We start from the raw sequence: 18883 nt of genomic DNA, 5'->3' as shown, positions 1-18883 counted from the left end.
TATGAACTACTTAGACTACATTATCATCATAGTATACCTAATTGCATTTTTGGGAATCGGTTTTTTCTTTAAAGAGAATAAGAGTTCAGGAGATTATTTTTTGGGAGGAAGAAGTATGTCTTGGTTACCATTAAGCCTATCCACAATGGCCACCCAACTATCGGCGATAAGTTTTATATCCGCCCCAGCCTTTGTAGGTTTAAAAGATGGTGGGGGCATGCAATGGCTTACCTATGAATTTGGAGTACCATTAGCAATGGCCTTTTTGCTAATAGCCGTAATTCCATCGCTTTATAAATCCGGAATTGTAAGTGTATACGAATACTTGGAAAAGCGTTTCGACGCCTCATCAAGACTATTAATAAGTTTGGTGTTTCAAATAAGTAGATCCGTGGCCACCGGAGTAATGGTCTATACCATGGCATTAATTCTGCAAGCTACCATTCAGGTAGATTTTTGGATTTCCGTGCTGATCATTGGGGTAATAACACTAATTTATTCTTTCCAAGGTGGAATGAAAGCGGTTATCTGGGGCGATGTAATACAGATGGTCATTTTATTCTTGGGAATTATTATTTGCTTGGCATATGGGATAAGCGAATTGGGAGGTTTTGAGAACTTCCTCACCCATGTAGATAAAGATCGCATTACCGCAGTAGATTTTAATAAATGGGGATTTAACAATGCGGACAACAATGATGAATTTGGTTTTTGGCCTATGGTCATCGGTGGTTTTTTTCTCTACGCTTCTTATTATGGTACAGATCAGACCCAATCTCAAAGATTACTATCCGCCAAAAGTATGCCTACCATAAAAAAGCTGTTGTTGGCAAACGGAATTATTAGATTTCCGCTTACCCTGACCTATTGCATTATGGGATTGGTGCTAGGAACACTTTTATTTCAAGACGCCGAATTCCAAGATTTGATGAATACGGTGTATCAAAATAACATCGGTTCCCTAGAAGGTAAAAAGGCAGACCTTATGGTCCCGGTTTTTATAATAAAATATTTGCCCAATGGTATCATCGGAATTCTTATTGTGGCTATTATGTCGGCGGCAATGTCGTCCTTAAGCTCTACGGTAAATTCGCTTTCCGCGGTGACAATGGAAGATTTTATAAAACGCTTTAAACCAAAGATGGCAGACAAACAATACGTAAGATATTCACGGCTTTTGTCCATTTTTTGGGGATTGGTATGTTTGTTTTTTGCTTTTTTTGCAGGTAATATAGAGGGTACCGTAATTGAGGTAATCAATAAAATAAGTTCGGTTTTCTATGGCCCTATTCTGGCTGCTTTCATACTGGCCATACTTACAAAAAAGACACATGCATTAGGAGCCAATTTGGGTATTATAGCCGGAGTATTTTTTAATATTTACCTATGGCTCTATGTACCACAAATATTTTGGTTTTGGTGGAACGCCTTAGGATGTATGGTAACCATTGTAGTGGCTTTGGGAACAAGTTATATTGTTAAACAACAGGTGAATGAAGGGTTAGAAGTTGTATATTACTCTGGAAAAAAGGAAGTCCTAACATTGGCCGGATACTTTTTGGCCATTGTATTATTCAGTCTCTATCTTCCATATTGGCTTGGTTAATTGTTTTAAAACATGAAATTTGTACTAGCTCCAGATAAATTTAAAGGCTCGCTAACGGGGTTCCAATTCTGCAATGCCGTTGAAGAGGGGCTTAAACTGGTGTTCAAAAATTCGGAAGTACTGAAAATGCCGCTGGCAGACGGAGGTGATGGCACCATGGAGGTTGTAAAGCACTATTTAAAAGCGAAAAAAATTACACTTACCGTAAAGGATCCCTTGTTTAGGCCAATAGCTGCGTCCTATCTGTATTCTGAAAAAGACAAGACAGCATACATTGAAATGGCAGAGGCTTCCGGACTAAACCTGTTGAAGGAAACCGAACAAAACTGTATGTATACAACCTCTTTTGGTACCGGGGAACTTATTGAAGATGCCATGAATAGAGGTGCACGCAATATCTTGTTGGGTATTGGTGGGAGTGCTACCAATGATGGAGGTATAGGCATGGCAAGTGCATTAGGGTTTAGTTTTCTCGATAAACACAAGGAAACCGTAAAACCTATTGGAGCCGCTCTTGGGCAAATCGTTAAAATAGACTCCTCACAAGTACACCCGAAACTGACAGGCGTAACCGTAAAAGTTGCTTGCGATGTTACCAATCCGCTCCACGGAGAAAATGGAGCTGCCAAAATATATGCTCCACAAAAGGGGGCCTCGCAAAAAGAAATTGAAATTTTGGACCGAGGTCTTAAGAACTACGCCCAGATTATCAAGGAACAATTTAAAGTAGATGTTCAGAAAACGGCGGGAGCCGGTGCCGCGGGTGGTATGGGAGCAGGAGCTCTTATTTTTTTGAATGGTACGCTTGCTTCAGGAATTGAATTGATAAAAAAAATGGCAGAATTCGATAAGTCTATCCAAGACACCGATTGGGTAATTACCGGTGAAGGAAAATTGGACCATCAGACTTTGTCCGGAAAAACCATGGCAGGAGTCTTAAAATCGGCCATAAAATTTAAAATACCAGTCGCTGCCCTTTGTGGGTCGGTAGATATTTCCGAAAGCGTACAGGAAAGCTTAGGTCTTACCTATGTTACTTCTACGGTAAGGGGTGTTTCAGATTGGGAAGAAATAAAAAAAAGCAGTTACGAAGATTTGCGTTTTGCTGCCTTCAATTTTGCAAAAACCTTGAAAAATTCCCAAGATAGCTAATGAAATAGGGCTTAAAGCTTCCCAACTAGTGAAATGACAAAAATCGCTTGTCCAGATAGCGCTTCAATATCAATACTTGCACGCCCACAAAGAATGTAAGACCCAACACCCCATAAACAAAGGTATTTGATACTTCTACTGTTCCAATTAATTCAAAAAATCGTGAAGGTACCAGTTTATCAATATCTAGGGAAAGGCTCCCTATTTCAATGTTTTTATAATCTCCAAAAAAGAAATAGGTAAAGAGTCCAAAAACGGCCAAAGCAAAAACGGCCCAATAGGTTTTTGAAATTAAAGGGCGATAAGTCGTAACCCTGGCCGATGTGTTTGCCTTAATGATCTTGCGCATTACAGCGGCTGAAAGCTCCTGAGGCGGTTGTTCCAACCCTGCCTCCTTAACCGCAGTTTTTAGAAATTCATCGAACTTTATATCTTTATTTTCTTCCATAACTATGTATCGTTTCGGGTGCCAATCGTTCACTTAAAATTTTTGCCAATCTATTTCTTGCACGAAACAAACGTACTTTGATCGTATTGGTACTTTCGTTCATTACCGAAGCAATTTCTGTCAAAGAAAGCTCCTCATAATAATGCAAGGTAATTAAAAACCCATCTTTTTCGGGTAGTTGCAATAGGGCTTGGCCAATTATCACCTTTCTATCTTGCCTTCCCAACCTTTCTGTAATGTCTTCCACGGATCCCATAAATTGTTCGGCATTAACATCCAAGGCATAGGTTTCCAACTTCTTAGAGCGTTTCTTTATATAATCCAAACTCTTATTGTACGTAATTTTATAAACCCACGTAGAGAATTTTGAAGTTCCTTTAAAACCCTTCAGACCTTTATACACCTTTAAAAAAGTATCCTGGGCAATCTCTTCGGCCTCTTCTTTGTTTCTCACTGTCCGTAAAGCCAAGGTATATACCATGTGTTTATACCGATCCATTAGGGTGGCAAAGGCATTGAGGTCACCATTAATGGCTAGATCAATATAGTGTTGGTCTTTATAAAGGCTCATCTGCAGTATAAGACTATTAAAAATGGGTTATGGTTACAGTTTTTATAAAAAAAAGGCGAAAAGATGTAACCAAAACAGAAAATGGATGGTCTTACCCTATGAACACATTCATTAATCATTTAAAAATCAGATATGGTAGGAGCAGTATTTATCAGTTTATTTATAATCATTTTTGGAATATTCTATCTCTTTTTTTCGAGCAGAAACAAAGAACGTTTGGCACTCATTGAAAAAGGTGCAGACGCCAACATTTTTGTGCGTGAAAGGCGTACGAACGCCACACCGGTTTGGAAGATCTTGCTCCTAAATTTAGCCCTTCTGTTGATTGGTATTGGACTGGCAATATTTATGGCTTCCCTAATGGTAAACAACTTTGGACTGTATGAAGAAGTTGCCTATCCTGGAACCATATTCCTTATGGCCGGAATTGGATTGTTGACAGGTTTTACATTAACAAAAAAGTTGGACAAAGAGGCTTAGATCGTTTTCTTTTATAGCAAAAAGGCCAGCGCAGTTGCGGTGGCCTTTTTTGTTGAGAGCTAATATATCCTACAAGGAATTTATAAATTTTACCAATGCGGCCGCAAGTTCCTCGCCTTTTTCTTCTTGGATGAAATGGCCGGCATCTTTAATTATTTGATGGTTTTGTTCTTTAGCGCCCGGTACTACCTTTTGAAAAAATCGTTCTGCACCTTTCATAATAGGGTCCGAGTCACCAAATAAAGTCAAAAATGGTTTGTTGAATGCCTCTAAAACCTTCCAAGCGGCATCGCAGTTTGGGATTTCATTGTAGGGATCCTCTCCATCAAAGGGCACCAATTTAGGAAACACCCTAGCTCCGGCCTTATACGAATCATCCGGAAATGGAGCATCATATGCCGCCATAACCTCATCGGACAAGGTTGAAAACGTACCCAACTGTAAAATACGGCCCGCTGAAAAGTGAGGTGTTTTTTGAGAGAAATCGCGCCACTGTTTAAAGGCTTCGTTTGCATAAATACCTGTTCTTGGCAACATGGTGTTAGAAGCCGTGATACTGGCGAAGAGATGTTGCTGTTCACCAACGATCCTTAGTCCTGTTAACCCGCCCCAATCCTGGCAAAACAAGTGGATATCCGTTAACTGCAGTTTTGAAATCAATGCGGACAACCACTCCAAATGTTTTTTAAAACTATAATCTTCCGGTTGATCGGGTTTATCCGATTTACCAAAACCAATCAGATCCGGAGCTATGGTACGGAATCCGGCTTTGGTCAAAATTGGTATCATTTTTCTATAAAGGTAAGACCAGCTGGGTTCGCCATGCAATAGTAATATCAATGGTCCGGCTCCCTCATCAACATAATGCATTTTTAATTCAGGGGCTACTTCGCAATAGTTTGGTTCAAAAGGATAATCCATTAAACCTTCAAAATTTGAAGGCGGGGTTGTCAGTATATTCATAGTGTTACATTTTATTCTTATTCGAACATTAGGGAAACAAATTCGGCCACACACGCGGGTTTATCAGATCCCTCAACTTGTACAGTGCAATCCCAGGTAATCTTAAGACCGTTATCGCTATAATTCTCCAAAGCGGCTATTCTTCCGGCTAAGCGCAATTTGCTGTTCACCACAACCGGATGTGGAAAACGAACTTTGTTCAATCCATAATTAACACCCATTTGCACACTTTTCACTTCAACAATATCGCCCAACATCTTGGACAGTAGGGACACGGACATAAAACCATGGGCCACGGGAGTCTTAAAGGGAGAAAATTGTTTTGCTTTTTCCACATCCACATGTATCCATTGATAATCCAATGTGGCATCCGCAAATGCATTGATCATCTCCTGTGTAATGCTGATCCATTCACCCTTGGGCAGTGCTTTGCCTTCGTACCTGCGGAATTCGTTTAAATCTTTACAAATCAACTTTTCCATATATTTTTATCTTGAAATTCCGCCATCAATGGTTAAACAAATTCCAGAAACGTATCGAGCCTCATCTGAGGCCAGATATAAATAGCCATAGGCAATGTCTATCGGCTGCGCCGCTGTTTGCAGGGGAATCTGTTTTTTTATGGTCTCCATATGCTCCACAGGTATTTTCTCTACCATCTCTGTCAAGGTAAATCCGGGGGCCAAAGCGTTCGCCGTAATGCCATATTTACCCAATTCCATGGTCCAGGTCTTGGCCATAGCTATGACGCCGGCCTTGGTTGCCGAATAATTGGTCTGACCAAAGTTACCTCGCAATCCCACATTGGAGGCTGCGGAAACAATTCTTCCATAACCGGCCTCTTTCATATAAGGAACCACCGCTTGCGTACACAAGAAAACACCTTTTAAGTTTACATCAATAACCGCATCCCATTCGTCCAAACTCATTTTTTGAAGCGTTTTATCCCTCGTTATTCCAGCATTATTGATCAGGATATCAATTTTTCCGTAGCGGGTATGAATATCCCCTACGGCAGCATGGATAGCCTCCTTATCGGTTACCGATATGGAGTGAAATTCAGCCACACCTCCCTTGGTATTTATGCCGTTGGCCGTAGTAGAGCCCTCTTCGAGAAGGTCCCATATAATAACTACCGCACCTTCCTGGGCAAATAGTTCGGACACCGCCCTTCCTATGCCTCTGGCACCTCCGGTAACAATGGCCACTTTGTCTTTAAGTCTCATTTTATTTTGCTTTAATTCCAATTATTACTTTTCCCATTACCTTGCGTTGCATCATTTCCTCCAAAGCCCTCGGGGCTTCTTTAAGCGGGTAGACACCATAAATATGGGGTTTTAATTTACCTTCTGCATACCACTGCATCAGCTCTTTGGTGTTTTGCATGTTTTCTTTGGGCATTTTCATGGCAAAATTGCCCCAAAAGACCCCAACAATGGCACATCCCTTCAAAAGCGGTAAATTCAATGGAATCTTGGGTATCTCACCCGCGGCAAAACCAACCACCAAATACTTGCCACCCCATGCCATACCACGCAGGGCAGATTCTGTATAATTGCCTCCAACCGGGTCATAGATTACATCAACACCGCATCCGTTGGTAAGTGTTTTTATACGCTCTTTCAGATTTTCGTTTACATAATCGATAACCTCATCGGCTCCATATTGTTCACAAAGTTTTAGTTTTTCCGGTGAAGACGCGGCAGCAATAACTTTGGCACCCATTAATTTTCCCAATTCAACGGCGGCCAGCCCTACGCCTCCAGATGCGCCAAGAACCAATAGGGTTTCTCCCTCTTTAAGGTTTCCACGATCTTTTAGTGCATGGTAAGAGGTACCGTAGGCCATCATAAACGATGCCGCTATGGAAAAGTCCATTTGGTCTGGTTTTGGAAAACAGGCTGTGGCAGGCACTACAACCTCTTCAGCAAATCCGCCATTAAGCACAAAACCAAATACGGCATCTCCAGGACGTACATGAGTTACCCCTGCGCCAACTTCCTTTACAACACCTGCAACATCACTACCGGGTATAAAGGGTAGCTCTGGTTTAAATTGATATAGGCCCTGAATGATCAAAGTATCGGGAAAGTTGACCCCACAGGCTTCAACCGTTACCAAAACTTCATTCTCTTTTGGTTCTAAATTGCCAATCTCCCTGTATTTTAAGTTTGATGGCGGACCAAATTGCTCGCAAACAATTGCTTTCAAAACCTCTTTTTTAAAATTAATCTTCAATAACTTTCAAAACCAATTTTCCCAATTTGGCGCCGGTAAATAAACGTTCAAAAGTCTCAGGAAAATTCTCGATTCCTTCATAGATATCTTCCTTGCTCTTTAACTTTCCCGAAGCGATCCAAGTACCCATTTCCTGGGCAGCTTTGCCATAATCGTTGGCATAGTCAAAAACAATCATCCCTTTCATACTAGCCCTGTTGACGAGTAAGGAAAGGTAATTTTTTGGCCCTTTTACATTCTCCCGGTTGTTATATTGGGAAATGGCGCCACAAATGATCACCCTAGCATTCATTCTAAGCTTTGTTAAAGCAGCATCCAAAATTTCACCACCTACGTTGTCAAAATAGACATCGATTCCTTTTGGGCATTCTCTTTTCAAAGCGGTGGCTATATTTTCCGATTTATAGTCTATAGCTCCATCAAAACCAAGCTCATCAACAATATATTTACATTTATCGGCCCCACCGGCTATGCCTATAACCGTGCAGCCCTTTATTTTAGCTATCTGTCCCACGAGGCTTCCCACGGCTCCTGCCGCTCCTGAAACCAGCACAATATCACCCGCTTTGATCTTACCTTCCTGAAGGATTCCAAAATAGGCTGTCATCCCAGGCATTCCCAATGTTCCTATGTACATGGGCAAGGGTGCAATTCTTTCGTCTACTTTGTACCAATTTTCCCCATCGGTAACGGCATACTGTTGCACACCGCCCCATCCGCTCACAAAATCGCCTTCATTAAATTTAGGATGATTGTTGGTTTTAACTACTTTACCTACCGATCCGGCCCGCATCACTTCCCCAATCTGAATTGGGGGGATATAGGACTTGGCATCGTTCATCCAGCCGCGCATGGCCGGATCTAACGATATATAATGCTGTTGTACCACCACTTCGCCTTCCTTGGGTTCTGGGATAGGGTGTGTCTCTAAAGACCAGGTATCCGATTTTGGCATACCCACGGGTCTTTTTTTGAATATAAGTTGTTTGTTCATATACTTTGCTTTAGTTATTTCTTTTGTAGGTTATCTACAAAAGCCTTCATTTTTGCCCTTATTGGGGGAGACCACCATAATGTTATGGCCTGGCCTAAATCTTTGGCGCCATCTGTTTCTAGGTTGGACAACCAGGTGTTTCGCAACTTTTGTTTGGTGTTTTTAAAAATGGTTTCATCGGCTTGTAAGTAATGTCGCATTTTTTCCTCTGCTCTAACAAGCACCTCTTCCAAAGGAAGTACCGCATCTACCAAGCCGCATGTCAAGGCCTCTTCCACGTGTAGTAACTTACCTTCCAATACATATTTATGCGCAAGCCCGGTCCCGATCCAAAAGGCATATGCATTTACAAGGTTGTTGGATATTTGGATGTTTACCGCAACCTCGTTTAGACCAATGGTATATTTATCCCCAGCGGCCATAATACGGTAATCTGCTGCTACGGCAAGCACACAACCCCCGGCGGGTGCGTACCCCGTTATTGCACATACCAAAGGTTTGGGAAAAGTAGCCAATTGCACATGCAGGGTGCCAAAATCAGCAAAAAAGGCCGCTATTTCCTTTTCGTTATAACCATAGAGTTCGATTACATCCAGACCAGCGGAGAAAAAATGGGGTATCCCGGTAAGGATTACCCCTTTTACCGTGTCATTATGTTGAAGATCATTAAAAGTTGCGGTAAGCTCAGTAACCATTTGATGGTTTATGGCGTTTACCTTACCCCTGTTTAATCTTACAATAGCATAATTTTCTTTTTTTTCTATTTCAATGGTTTCCATAGTCCTATAATGAAGTTCCACCGTCCAAGGTAATTGTTTGGCCAGTAATAAATTTAGTGTTGTCAGATGCCAGCCATACGATGGCTTCAGCTATTTCTTCCACGTTACCATATCGGTTCATGGGTATAACCCGCTTTAACATCTCGTCCATATCCGGTCTTGCGTTCAAGAGTTTGCTCAAAAGATCAGATTCTGTATAGCCCGGACAAACGGCATTTATACGGATATTTTTTGAGGCGTATTCCAACGCCGCCGATTTTGTCATTCCAACCACGGCAAACTTGCTTGCACTGTAAGACAAGTTGTTAAGTGATGCCTTAAGGCCGGCCAGTGAAGCTATATTCACAATATTCCCATTACCCTGTTCCAACATTTGCCGTAGGGCCAATTTCATACAATAAAACACTCCGGTTTGGTTAACCGCAATGACGTTATCCCAATCTGAAAGTGTATGGTCCGCGGTTTTATAAAGGTGTTCGGGCCCTATACCTGCATTGTTTACCATAACATCCAACCGTCCAAATTGGCCTACAGTATCCTTTATCAAGGATTTTACCTCTTTATAATCAGCTACATCCGCAGATATGGCGATAGCCTCCCCACCTGCATTTTTTATCTCTTCGGAAACGGCTTTTGCCTTCTCTTCCTTGATGTCCGAAACCACAACTTTGGCCCCATGCCGTCCAAAATGTTTGGCGGCGGCGGCACCAATGCCCGAACCGCTTCCCGTGACGATAACTATTTTATTTTGTACTTGCATTTTCTTAACTATTTACAATACATTCACTTTCACTTCAATCAATTTTTTGTGTTTGAATCGATTTCCACGCCAAATTACAACAGAGTTCAGAAGCTTTGTTCAAATAAGCAAAACGAGGGTCTTTGGTGAAGCCATGTTTAAACCTATAATAGATCTGCTGGGCAATGACCGCTATTTTAAAGAGCCCGAATGCGTAATAAAAAACAAGATGATCAACCTTGTTATCACTTTTTAAGGTATACTTTTCTACAAGTTCGGTTCTACTGGGGTTACCCTCAAAAATGGTTGGGGACGGAATCCCTTGCTTTACTGCATCCTGATCACCTGTCATGGTCCAATAGGCCAAGGAGGTTCCCAAGTCCATCATAGGGTCTCCCAAAGTGGCCATCTCCCAATCCAGCACGGCTACAATTTCGGTCCATGAATCATCCTTAAAAACCACGTTATCGTATTTATAATCATTGTGTATTAGGCTGTGTTGATATTTTTTAGGTTGATTTTCTTCCATCCACTCCATGACCTTTCCTGCAACGGCTACATCATCGGTGGCTGCTTTGATATATTGCTTGCTCCAGTTGGTAACCTGCCTCGAAACGTAGCCTTCCGGTTTTCCAAGATCGTCTAATCCAATGGCTTTGTAATCTACTTGATGCAGGGCCACAAAAGTATTTAACCATGTATCTGCAATAATGGGGTAATCCGTTTTTGGAATATTACGTCTTTTTGCTTCCCCATAAGTCAGAATAATACCCTTTACCTGTTCCATGAGGTAAAACGAGGAACCTATAATAGATTCATCCGAAGTAAATGCATACATCTTTGGAACTTTGGAAAAACCTGTAGCCAAGGCCTTTTGCACTTTATATTCCCTTCCCATATCGTGTCCACGTTTTATGGCACCAAAGGGAGGGCGTCTTAAAACAAATGACCTGTCCTCTATTTGTAGTAAATAGGTTAGATTGGAATATCCGTGGGTAAACTGGTTTACTATCAATTCCGAACCATCACTTTTAATCAGTTCTTGGTCTAGAAGGAATGCTTTCAGCTTGGAACCATCCAATTCTTCTCCCTTACGCACTGATTTTATTTGCTCGCTAATCATTAACTATTTTTGTGCTTTTACATGTTTGGCAATTACACTTTTTCCAAGCTGATACATATGTACCTCATCGGGGCCATCGGCCAATCGTAACATTCTGGCCGCTACAAAATAATGGGCCAGGGGCGTATCTGGCCCAACACCTTTGCCCCCATGGATCTGGATGGCCCTATCTATTACCTTTAAGGCCATTTTTGGTGCCACGATCTTTATCATCGCTATAAGATCTTTGGCTTCCTTATTCCCCGCCTTATCCATTTTATCCGCAGCAGAAAGTGTAAGTAATCGGGCTTGTTCTATTTCGCATTGCGATTTTGCAATCTCCTGACGGATACTACTGTAATCTTTAAAAGTTTTTCCAAAAGCGATGCGCTCCGAAGCTCTTTGAGACATTAATTCCAGAGCACGCTGCGCCATACCTATCAACCGCATACAATGATGTATCCGTCCAGGACCTAATCTGCCCTGGGCAATTTCAAAACCCCTACCCTCTCCCAAAATCAGGTTCTCCTTGGGTACCCGAACATTATCCAATACAATTTCGGCATGTCCTTCGGGCGAATCATAGTAGCCAAAAACCGATAGCGGCCTTTTAATTTTTAGTCCTTTGGAGTCCATAGGTACCAATACCATGCTCTGTTGCTGATGTCTCTGCGCTTTTGGGTCGGTCTTTCCCATAACAATGGCTATTTTGCAATGTGGGTCCATACCTCCCGATGACCACCACTTTCTTCCATTGATGACATACGCATCGCCTTCTGCAATAATCGATGTTTCTATATTGGTAGCATCGGATGAGGCAACCTGTGGCTCTGTCATTAAAAATGCCGACCTTATCTTACCTTCCATTAAGGGTTTCAACCATGTTTCTTTTTGTGCTTGCGTTCCGTATTTGGCCAAAACTTCCATGTTTCCCGTATCTGGAGCACTGCAGTTGAAGACTTCCGAAGACCAAATAATGCGCCCCATGATTTCTGCAAGTGGGGCATACTCCAAATTGGTGAGTCCTGGACTAAGCGCTCCATAATTCTTTGGCAAGAAGATATTCCACAAACCGGCCTCTTTTGCCTTTTCTTTTAAAGCATCTAACCCAGGCCAGCGTTTCCAATAATTTTTAGGATTTAGATTAAAGGCATAAACTTCGTGTTCTATAGGAAGAATATGTTGTGTTACGAAAGCGTTTAGCTTTTCTTGCAATTCCTTGGATCTGTCCGTGTATTCAAAATTCATAGTTCTTAAACTTTAACCGGCTATCATATACCCGCCATCGGCGGTATACACGCCCCCGGTCATATATGCCCCGGCGTCGGAGGCCAATAAACAGGCTATCCCTACCATTTCTTGGGGCATTCCCATTCTCCCACTTGGTAAGGCCCGTTCTACTTTTTGCAATAGTTGCTCATTTTGCCATAAGGCGGCGCTAAATTTTGTTTTTATAAGTCCCGGGCACAACGCATTGGCCCTAATACCATATTTGCCCCATTCCTTGGCCTGATTTTTCGTAAGCATCAACAGGGCCGCTTTACTGGTACTGTAAAGTCCAAGTCCCATTCCTGGGGTAAGGGCCTCTACTGAGGCTATATTTATAATGCTTCCGCCTTTGCGCTCCTGCATACTGGGCAGAACTAGATTGGAAAGCATCCATGGTGCCTTCACATTTACATCCATAATCTTATCAAAAATACCTTCCTCTGCTTCTTCCAAAGGGCCGAATATGGGGTTTATGGCTGCATTATTTACCAAAACATCAATCCCGCCAAAATCTTTGATGGTTTGTTCTACCAGGGCTTTTCGCTGTTCTTCTTTGCCTATATGACAAGATATGGCCGTGGCACTCAACCCTTCTTCCTTAAATTCTGAAACCACGGATTCGCAAACTTCCTGGTCCCTGCTACTAACTATTACATGGGCGCTGTTTTCTGCTAGCCCCTTTGCTATTGCCTTACCGATTCCTTTACTAGATCCGGTAACGATAACTACCTTGCCCTTAAGGTTAAATTGTTTCTCTACGTTGGTCATACCCATATGGATTTACTCCTTTCCCGGTTAAATGAATACCTCTGTTTCTGTTTTTATTGTCAATGGATCACCATCCATCAAGGTCTCTGCCAAGCCCATTGTCTTAGGTAACTCATACTTAAAATAGAATTTCATGGTATGGATTTTACTTTCGTAAAATTCCTTTGAATAAGAAGTTTCTTTGCCTCCCAAGCGCTCTTTTGCGTTCACAGCGATATCTAACCACAGCCAACTTACCAAGATTATGCTCAAAAATTCCATAAATAAATTGGCATCGGCCAAATACCGTTCATGATCCCCTTTTTTTGCAAAGGGCACTAAATATCCTAATACCTGTTGTGTTAGTTTTAATTTATCACCCAACTTGGAAGCTTGGGAGGCCAATTCTTCGTGTTTAAGAGCAGCCGTGATAGTTTTCATTATCTCCTCGCTCAACAGCGCTAGCGCCTTGCCATTTTCCAAAGGTACTTTTCTTCCCAAAAGATCTTGCGATTGTATCCCCGTTGTACCTTCATAAATGGCCGATATGCGTATATCCCTATAATACTGCTGAAGAATAAAGTCCGAACAATATCCATAGCCTCCCAAGACCTGTAGCCCGTTATTCACTGCCTCTGCCCCTGCTTCTGACGGAAATGTCTTTACAATGGGGATTATCATTTCTAGCAGCAAATCGTATTTTTGTTTTTCTCCCTTGTCCTGGGTAGATTGCTTAATATCATAATATTTCGCTGCCAAAAGTACAAGACTAAGGGAACCCTCTACGATTGATTTTTGCAACAACAACATACGACGCACGTCCGGGTGCTCAATAATCAAACTTTGGTCCTCATCGGGATTCTTTTTACCTGTACTGGTAAGTTTTCTTCCCTGAGGCCTTTCGTTTGCATACTCCAAAGATGCCATATATGCCGCCATGGCAATTGCTGCAGCGCCCCTGCCCACGCCTATCCGTGCTCCATTCATCATTAGGAACATATATTTAAGCCCGGAATGGGGCTCTCCTACAAGCCATCCCCGGCAATTGTCCGTATCTCCAAATCCCAAATGGGTTGTGCAATAACCCCGCTGTCCCATTTTTTGAAAATCGGCCACTGTCATTACATCATTCTTAACCAAAGTGCCGTCTTCGTTTGGTCTATTTTTGGGTACCACAAAAAGGGAAATTCCCTTAGTACCCGAAGGTGCTCCTTCTATACGTGCCAAAACAAGGTGTACAATGTTCTCCGCAAACTGATTGTCGCCTCCGGAAATAAAGATTTTTTGTCCACTTATTTTATAGTATCCGTCTTCTGTGGGTGTTGCCTTTGTTGTAATATCAGATAAAGAACTTCCCGCCTGGGGTTCCGTAAGGCACATGGTACCTCCCCAATCCCCGGAAAGCATTTTGGGAACGTATGCCTTGTTCAACTCTTCGTTTCCGAAATGAACGATCAGCTCTGCCGCGCCGAGCGTTAAGCCAGCATAACCTGGCATATGATTGTTTGCCGCATCTTGGATATAAGTAGATGCAGTTTGTACAATGAGTGGTATCTGCAAACCGCCGACCTCATAATCAAAAGGGGCGGCAATCAAACCCATTTCCCCGCCTTTTTTCATCATCACCTCAACTTGTTTATGCACCATTACGGTGCCGTCTTTGTGGTAGGCCGGGTTTTCGTCCATCTCACGAAAATAAGGGAACAACTCTCTATCCGAAAACTCTTTTACCGAATCCAAGAAAAGGTTTAAAGAAGCGATGTCGTGGTCTTCAAAGCGCTCATAGGACAACAGTCCTTTAAGGTCATGAACATCATAAAGAAGATATTTTAAGGTATCCAGGTCAATATACCGCTGTGCCATAATTGAAGTACATTTTGATTATTAAACAAGTAGCACCCTAAGATAAAGTATAATTCGGCCAATCTTGTTAAACAGGTTTAATAAATAAATTTGATATCAGCTAAAACAATTTGTTGAGTGTGGGCACAGAAAATAGCGCTTTAAGAACTCTTAATTCTTTTTCTGATCTTGGAAAGCCCTACCGGTGTAAGCCCCAAATAAGAAGCTATCAAATACTGAGGCACACGCTGAAAAAGCGAAGGTCTCTTTTCTAAAAGTCGCAAATACCGCTTTTGATTGGATAGGTTTTTGAGCTGATTATTTCTGCGGAACATTTCCACAAAGGACACCTGCATGGAGAGTCTGCCAAAACGTTCCAAATCGTGCGAATGGTCAAAGGATTTTTGCACATCTTCCTTTAAAATTGCATAAACCACACAGTTTTCGGTTGCGCGCAAATAGGTGGTGGCGGGTATCTCCTCGATGTAAGCATACAAATCGGTGAAAAAGTCGTCCTCGGTAAAAAACTCCATTACCTTAATACCGTCATCGTCCTCGGTATAGTAGCTAATGCATCCTTTGTCCAGATAGTAAAACCATTTTACGTACTGCCCCGGACTAATTAAGGCCTCCCCTTTTTTGTAAGTCAATTTTTGGTAGAACTGCAGCGAGTAATTTAAATCGGCGTCCGAAACTTCTGCGTATGACCGTATTTTATGCTTTAGTTTTTCCAAAATACTTTGTTTGACATAAAATCAAAAATAGTTACCTAAATGAAGAATACCAATAATTTTGGCCATATCCCTATCATTATTCGTAAGACATAGCAACTCGTATTACTTAGAACTTAGCGAAAATCAAAACTTTTTATCGTTGTAATAAATAGGATTTATTTAACACTTATAAATCTGATTATCCGATGATTACACACTAATTTTGTAAGCTTTTTTGAAATAAAAAATGATGTATGAAATGTGTTGAATTAAATCCCAAAGGGAATTTTGACCCTTGGGAATCTTCCAAGGTACAAGAATTAAAGGAACAACAGGTGAGTAAATCCCTTGGACAAAAATTACTTTTTGAGAATGAAAATATGCTGGTTTGGGAAGTAGTGCTCTTTCCGCAAGAACGTCTCCCTTTTAGAAAACAGAGCACAAACTATTGTTGGGTATCGCATACCAACGGATTGGTAATATCCAGAAGAGGGGATGGTAAAATTAATATGATCCATCTCAAAAAAGGGGATTCACAATTTTTTAAGGCCGAGGATACAAATTATATAAGCGACCTAGAAAATATTGGGGAAAACTTAATCTTTATAAATATTATGGAGTTTAAGCCATTGATCAAAAAAACGGAAACAATCTCCAAAGCAAGATAGTAGTTTTCTAATTCTATTATTTGCCATAGTCTCCTTAATTTCCAATAAATATTTTTAACTATATGCGTGGCAACCTATAGGAGGGTTCTTTATCTTTATACCATGAAGGTAATTGCTACAAATATTGGAAAAGCTACCACCGTTGTTTGGAACGGTGAAACGTTACAAACAGGGATTTTTAAGTATCCCACAAAAAAGGGGATTACGCTTAATTTGGAAACAGTAATGGACGATACCATTGCAAACCGCAAGGTGCACGGTGGTGTCCATAAGGCATGTTATTTGTTTTCCAAGGACCAGTACCCTTACTGGCAGTCCAAGTACCCAAATTTGAAATGGGATTGGGGCATGTTCGGAGAAAATTTAACGGTTGAAGGCTTGGACGAATCTGAGCTTCGAATAGGCAATATATACAGAATAGGTTCTGCCCTGGTGCAAATTTCGCAACCTAGAGAGCCCTGCTTTAAACTAGGGATACGTTTTGGTGATCAGCGAGTTTTAAAGCAATTTATAGACCATGGATGTCCTGGAAGCTACGTGCGCATATTGGAGCAGGGGACGGTGAACGCTGGTGATGAACTGGTATTGGAAACGGAATCTGAGAATACACTTTCCATAGCGCAATTTTATAAATTGCTTTATGATAGAAAAAAGGATGCAGATTTGGTACAATTGGCGGTTGACAATAGCGCCTTGCCCCAGTATAAGAGGGATCGTTTTGCAAAATTCTTGCTTAAATAGCAATATTTGAAGTACGAAAGTTTCTATATCAGAAAAAACAGTATTCGGCTTCGATAAATTATTCCAAAATAAAAAGGGGCCTTGTCAGGCCCCTTTTTGCATGAATTAATAATTAACTAAACATAAAATAACCAACTATTCTATTGATACTTGTTCGTAATACGTATTCTTGCCGTCCTTAACAACTACGGTATAGCTGTCTTCAAAAGCTTTTTGAAAATTAAAGGCCTTTCCCACTACTAAATCACCTTCCATAACTTCCTTATAAATTAAGCGATCTTCACTATCGTATACCTTAAGTACCACTGCTTTAAGATCTCGGTTTAGGAAATTAACATAAACCATATTTCCTTTTCTCCGAAAGGTGGGTTTTACATTCTCCTTTTTATCCACTATTTCCATAGATGTCTTGTCTATAGCGATAGTATAGGTAAGAACCTTATGAAGATCCTCTGTCTCCAGATAATATACACCGTCCTTAAGGTTGCTTAGATCAAATTTTTTGGAATAAACCGATTCATCTGAAATTTTCTCTGAATAAATAAGATGATCATCCATATCCATAAACTTGAGCAAAGTTTCTTTGGATTGATTGTCCAATTTAAAAACCAAACTTTTGGCATCTTCGTTAGCTACTAAATAAAGTTTAGGTTCATTTGCCATACCTGTTACCGTAACAAATAATAAGGCAATCACTACTGTAAATTTTAGAACTGTTTTCATAACATTTTAGGTTTTAGATTACTAAATAATTTACACTACAAACTTAGACAAGTAATTACGTGTTCACTACAGCACCTTTTTCCAATTTATATGCTATTTTAACTGTAAACAAAACGTTAAATTTTATATAGGTTAATATACCATATATTTTAGTTAATTTTGTGGAGATATATAGATGTTTGGTTGTCTAATTTTATACTATAGATTAGAAAAAAATGCTAAAACAAAAACCGGCTTTTGAAGCTATTGCGCCAGATTTTGGACACTCTTTTACCTACCAGAGGTTTAAGGACTACAAAGACTACAAATACAACGCTTGGCACTATCATCCGGAGATAGAACTTGTTTTTGTAAATGGCGGCACCGGTAAACGTCAAATAGGGAGTCATGTATCCTATTATACAGATGGGGATCTTATACTTATTGGGTCCAATTTGCCCCACTGCGGTTTTACGGATAAATTAACGGGCAATAAAAGTGAAACCGTTGTGCATATGAAGCAGGATTTTTTGGGGAACGACTTTTTCGATATTCCGGAAATGAAAAAAATCCAATCGCTCTTTGAAACAGCCAAAGGCGGTATTGCTTTTCATGGAAACACCAAAAGAAAAATTGGGGATAGTATAGAAACTATGGAACATCAGACAGATTTTCAGCAGTTATTGTCCATTCTCAGTATCCTCAACGAATTAGGAAACTCCTTAGAATTTAAATTATTGAATGCCGAGGGATTTTCTATGGAGGCAGAGGTGAAGGACAATGATCGCATAAATGTTGTGTTCAATTATGTGAAAAGCAATTTTACCGAAGAGATAAGCCTAGAGAAAATGGCAGATATGGTAAGTATGACCGTACCCTCTTTCTGTCGCTACTTTAAAAAGATTACTAATAAAACGTTTACAAAATTTGTGAATGAGTATCGCCTTGTGCACGCATCCAAGTTATTGGCGGAGAAACCCATGAGCATCACCGAGGTCTGTTTTGAGAGCGGATTTAATAACTTTTCCCATTTCAACAAATCGTTTAAGTCCTTTACAGGGCAAAATCCATCAGAGTACAGAAAACAGCTGAAAATTGTATTGAAGTAATTTGTTGTGTTAGAAGGCAC

21 protein-coding genes are annotated in these 18883 nt (G+C 40.8%); 6 read left to right on the top strand and 15 right to left on the bottom strand.

The window, feature by feature from the left end:
* Position 1: 1 nt before the first annotated feature.
* Together ACEQ81_RS14435 and ACEQ81_RS14430 are read left to right on the top strand one after the other, a co-directional pair.
* Entirely contained in the window at positions 2-1606 is a 1605-nt protein-coding gene (locus ACEQ81_RS14435; protein WP_411031620.1) for a sodium:solute symporter, read from the top strand.
* A gap of 12 nt (positions 1607-1618) precedes the next feature.
* Complete coding sequence (locus tag ACEQ81_RS14430; RefSeq protein WP_411031619.1) at positions 1619-2758, top strand: glycerate kinase; 1140 nt, start codon at positions 1619-1621, stop codon at positions 2756-2758.
* Positions 2759-2783: 25 nt separating this feature from the next.
* Here the strand turns inward: ACEQ81_RS14430 and ACEQ81_RS14425 are convergent, their stop codons facing one another.
* Positions 2784-3206: a hypothetical protein gene (locus ACEQ81_RS14425; RefSeq protein WP_411031618.1), complete on the bottom strand. Its 423-nt coding sequence runs from the start codon at positions 3204-3206 to the stop codon at positions 2784-2786.
* Positions 3193-3777: an RNA polymerase sigma factor gene (locus ACEQ81_RS14420; RefSeq protein ID WP_411031617.1), complete on the bottom strand. Its 585-nt coding sequence runs from the start codon at positions 3775-3777 to the stop codon at positions 3193-3195. Before ACEQ81_RS14420 ends, ACEQ81_RS14425 begins: the two co-directional genes overlap by 14 nt.
* A 132-nt stretch (positions 3778-3909) precedes the next feature.
* Between ACEQ81_RS14420 and ACEQ81_RS14415 the strand changes: the two genes are divergently transcribed.
* A complete protein-coding gene (locus ACEQ81_RS14415) occupies positions 3910-4257 on the top strand; it encodes a DUF6249 domain-containing protein (RefSeq protein WP_411031616.1) in 348 nt (115 codons plus the stop codon).
* A 69-nt stretch (positions 4258-4326) separates the two neighbouring features.
* Here ACEQ81_RS14415 and ACEQ81_RS14410 read toward each other — a convergent pair whose 3' ends face one another.
* From ACEQ81_RS14410 to ACEQ81_RS14355, 12 genes are all read right to left on the bottom strand, one after another.
* Positions 4327-5220 (bottom strand): haloalkane dehalogenase, encoded by an 894-nt coding sequence (locus ACEQ81_RS14410; RefSeq protein ID WP_411031615.1) that lies wholly within the window; start codon positions 5218-5220, stop codon positions 4327-4329.
* Between the two features lie 17 nt (positions 5221-5237).
* Positions 5238-5702, bottom strand: coding sequence for a MaoC family dehydratase (locus ACEQ81_RS14405; protein ID WP_411031614.1), 465 nt, complete (start codon positions 5700-5702; stop codon positions 5238-5240).
* A gap of 6 nt (positions 5703-5708) precedes the next feature.
* On the bottom strand, positions 5709-6446 hold the full coding sequence (gene fabG / locus ACEQ81_RS14400) for a 3-oxoacyl-ACP reductase FabG (protein ID WP_411031613.1): 738 nt from the start codon (positions 6444-6446) through the stop codon (positions 5709-5711).
* 1 nt (position 6447) lies between these two features.
* Entirely contained in the window at positions 6448-7431 is a 984-nt protein-coding gene (locus ACEQ81_RS14395; RefSeq protein ID WP_411031612.1) for an NADPH:quinone oxidoreductase family protein, read from the bottom strand.
* Between the two features lie 16 nt (positions 7432-7447).
* Positions 7448-8452 carry an NADP-dependent oxidoreductase gene (locus tag ACEQ81_RS14390; protein WP_411031611.1) on the bottom strand — a complete coding sequence of 335 codons (1005 nt, stop codon included), beginning with the start codon at positions 8450-8452 and terminating at the stop codon, positions 7448-7450.
* A 14-nt stretch (positions 8453-8466) separates the two neighbouring features.
* Complete coding sequence (locus ACEQ81_RS14385; RefSeq protein WP_411031610.1) at positions 8467-9231, bottom strand: enoyl-CoA hydratase/isomerase family protein; 765 nt, start codon at positions 9229-9231, stop codon at positions 8467-8469.
* Positions 9232-9235: 4 nt separating this feature from the next.
* A complete protein-coding gene (locus ACEQ81_RS14380) occupies positions 9236-9991 on the bottom strand; it encodes an SDR family NAD(P)-dependent oxidoreductase (RefSeq protein WP_411031609.1) in 756 nt (251 codons plus the stop codon).
* Positions 9992-10025: 34 nt separating this feature from the next.
* Positions 10026-11093, bottom strand: coding sequence for a phosphotransferase family protein (locus ACEQ81_RS14375; protein ID WP_411031608.1), 1068 nt, complete (start codon positions 11091-11093; stop codon positions 10026-10028).
* A 3-nt stretch (positions 11094-11096) separates the two neighbouring features.
* The gene (locus ACEQ81_RS14370; protein WP_411031607.1) at positions 11097-12320 is read right to left on the bottom strand and encodes an acyl-CoA dehydrogenase family protein; all 1224 of its coding nucleotides are present in this window, start codon (positions 12318-12320) and stop codon (positions 11097-11099) included.
* Positions 12321-12332: 12 nt separating this feature from the next.
* Positions 12333-13109: a glucose 1-dehydrogenase gene (locus ACEQ81_RS14365; RefSeq protein ID WP_411031606.1), complete on the bottom strand. Its 777-nt coding sequence runs from the start codon at positions 13107-13109 to the stop codon at positions 12333-12335.
* A gap of 27 nt (positions 13110-13136) precedes the next feature.
* Positions 13137-14951, bottom strand: a complete 1815-nt coding sequence (locus tag ACEQ81_RS14360) for an acyl-CoA dehydrogenase (protein ID WP_411031605.1) — start codon at positions 14949-14951, stop codon at positions 13137-13139.
* Between the two features lie 140 nt (positions 14952-15091).
* Positions 15092-15664: a Crp/Fnr family transcriptional regulator gene (locus ACEQ81_RS14355; RefSeq protein WP_411031604.1), complete on the bottom strand. Its 573-nt coding sequence runs from the start codon at positions 15662-15664 to the stop codon at positions 15092-15094.
* A gap of 233 nt (positions 15665-15897) precedes the next feature.
* On the opposite strand from ACEQ81_RS14355, the gene ACEQ81_RS14350 reads away from it, so the two are divergent.
* Positions 15898-16311: a hypothetical protein gene (locus ACEQ81_RS14350; RefSeq protein WP_411031603.1), complete on the top strand. Its 414-nt coding sequence runs from the start codon at positions 15898-15900 to the stop codon at positions 16309-16311.
* A 102-nt stretch (positions 16312-16413) separates the two neighbouring features.
* Positions 16414-17052 carry an MOSC domain-containing protein gene (locus ACEQ81_RS14345; protein WP_411031602.1) on the top strand — a complete coding sequence of 213 codons (639 nt, stop codon included), beginning with the start codon at positions 16414-16416 and terminating at the stop codon, positions 17050-17052.
* A 135-nt stretch (positions 17053-17187) separates the two neighbouring features.
* On the opposite strand, the gene ACEQ81_RS14340 is transcribed toward ACEQ81_RS14345, so the two are convergent.
* Positions 17188-17775 (bottom strand): hypothetical protein, encoded by a 588-nt coding sequence (locus ACEQ81_RS14340; protein ID WP_411031601.1) that lies wholly within the window; start codon positions 17773-17775, stop codon positions 17188-17190.
* A 215-nt stretch (positions 17776-17990) separates the two neighbouring features.
* Here ACEQ81_RS14340 and ACEQ81_RS14335 point away from each other — a divergent pair, with 215 nt between their 5' ends.
* Positions 17991-18863 (top strand): AraC family transcriptional regulator, encoded by an 873-nt coding sequence (locus ACEQ81_RS14335; RefSeq protein WP_411031600.1) that lies wholly within the window; start codon positions 17991-17993, stop codon positions 18861-18863.
* Positions 18864-18883 lie beyond the last annotated feature (20 nt).

The sequence above is a fragment of the Spongiimicrobium sp. 3-5 genome (assembly GCF_046557915.1).
GTDB lineage: Bacteria > Bacteroidota > Bacteroidia > Flavobacteriales > Flavobacteriaceae > JBHEBG01.
Note: the sequence above shows the minus strand (reverse complement) of the source record. Positions and strands in the feature narration are given on the sequence as shown.

Coding starts and splice junctions, on each gene's coding strand:
- ACEQ81_RS14385 (WP_411031610.1), bottom strand. CDS start 9,231: ATGGAAACCATTGAAATAGAAAAAAAAGAAAATTATGCTATTGTAAGA.
- ACEQ81_RS14335 (WP_411031600.1), top strand. CDS start 17,991: ATGCTAAAACAAAAACCGGCTTTTGAAGCTATTGCGCCAGATTTTGGA.
- ACEQ81_RS14430 (WP_411031619.1), top strand. CDS start 1,619: ATGAAATTTGTACTAGCTCCAGATAAATTTAAAGGCTCGCTAACGGGG.
- ACEQ81_RS14420 (WP_411031617.1), bottom strand. CDS start 3,777: ATGAGCCTTTATAAAGACCAACACTATATTGATCTAGCCATTAATGGT.
- fabG (WP_411031613.1), bottom strand. CDS start 6,446: ATGAGACTTAAAGACAAAGTGGCCATTGTTACCGGAGGTGCCAGAGGC.
- ACEQ81_RS14375 (WP_411031608.1), bottom strand. CDS start 11,093: ATGATTAGCGAGCAAATAAAATCAGTGCGTAAGGGAGAAGAATTGGAT.
- ACEQ81_RS14365 (WP_411031606.1), bottom strand. CDS start 13,109: ATGACCAACGTAGAGAAACAATTTAACCTTAAGGGCAAGGTAGTTATC.
- ACEQ81_RS14415 (WP_411031616.1), top strand. CDS start 3,910: ATGGTAGGAGCAGTATTTATCAGTTTATTTATAATCATTTTTGGAATA.
- ACEQ81_RS14360 (WP_411031605.1), bottom strand. CDS start 14,951: ATGGCACAGCGGTATATTGACCTGGATACCTTAAAATATCTTCTTTAT.
- ACEQ81_RS14410 (WP_411031615.1), bottom strand. CDS start 5,220: ATGAATATACTGACAACCCCGCCTTCAAATTTTGAAGGTTTAATGGAT.
- ACEQ81_RS14390 (WP_411031611.1), bottom strand. CDS start 8,452: ATGAACAAACAACTTATATTCAAAAAAAGACCCGTGGGTATGCCAAAA.
- ACEQ81_RS14345 (WP_411031602.1), top strand. CDS start 16,414: ATGAAGGTAATTGCTACAAATATTGGAAAAGCTACCACCGTTGTTTGG.
- ACEQ81_RS14435 (WP_411031620.1), top strand. CDS start 2: ATGAACTACTTAGACTACATTATCATCATAGTATACCTAATTGCATTT.
- ACEQ81_RS14405 (WP_411031614.1), bottom strand. CDS start 5,702: ATGGAAAAGTTGATTTGTAAAGATTTAAACGAATTCCGCAGGTACGAA.
- ACEQ81_RS14380 (WP_411031609.1), bottom strand. CDS start 9,991: ATGCAAGTACAAAATAAAATAGTTATCGTCACGGGAAGCGGTTCGGGC.
- ACEQ81_RS14425 (WP_411031618.1), bottom strand. CDS start 3,206: ATGGAAGAAAATAAAGATATAAAGTTCGATGAATTTCTAAAAACTGCG.
- ACEQ81_RS14370 (WP_411031607.1), bottom strand. CDS start 12,320: ATGAATTTTGAATACACGGACAGATCCAAGGAATTGCAAGAAAAGCTA.
- ACEQ81_RS14350 (WP_411031603.1), top strand. CDS start 15,898: ATGAAATGTGTTGAATTAAATCCCAAAGGGAATTTTGACCCTTGGGAA.
- ACEQ81_RS14340 (WP_411031601.1), bottom strand. CDS start 17,775: ATGAAAACAGTTCTAAAATTTACAGTAGTGATTGCCTTATTATTTGTT.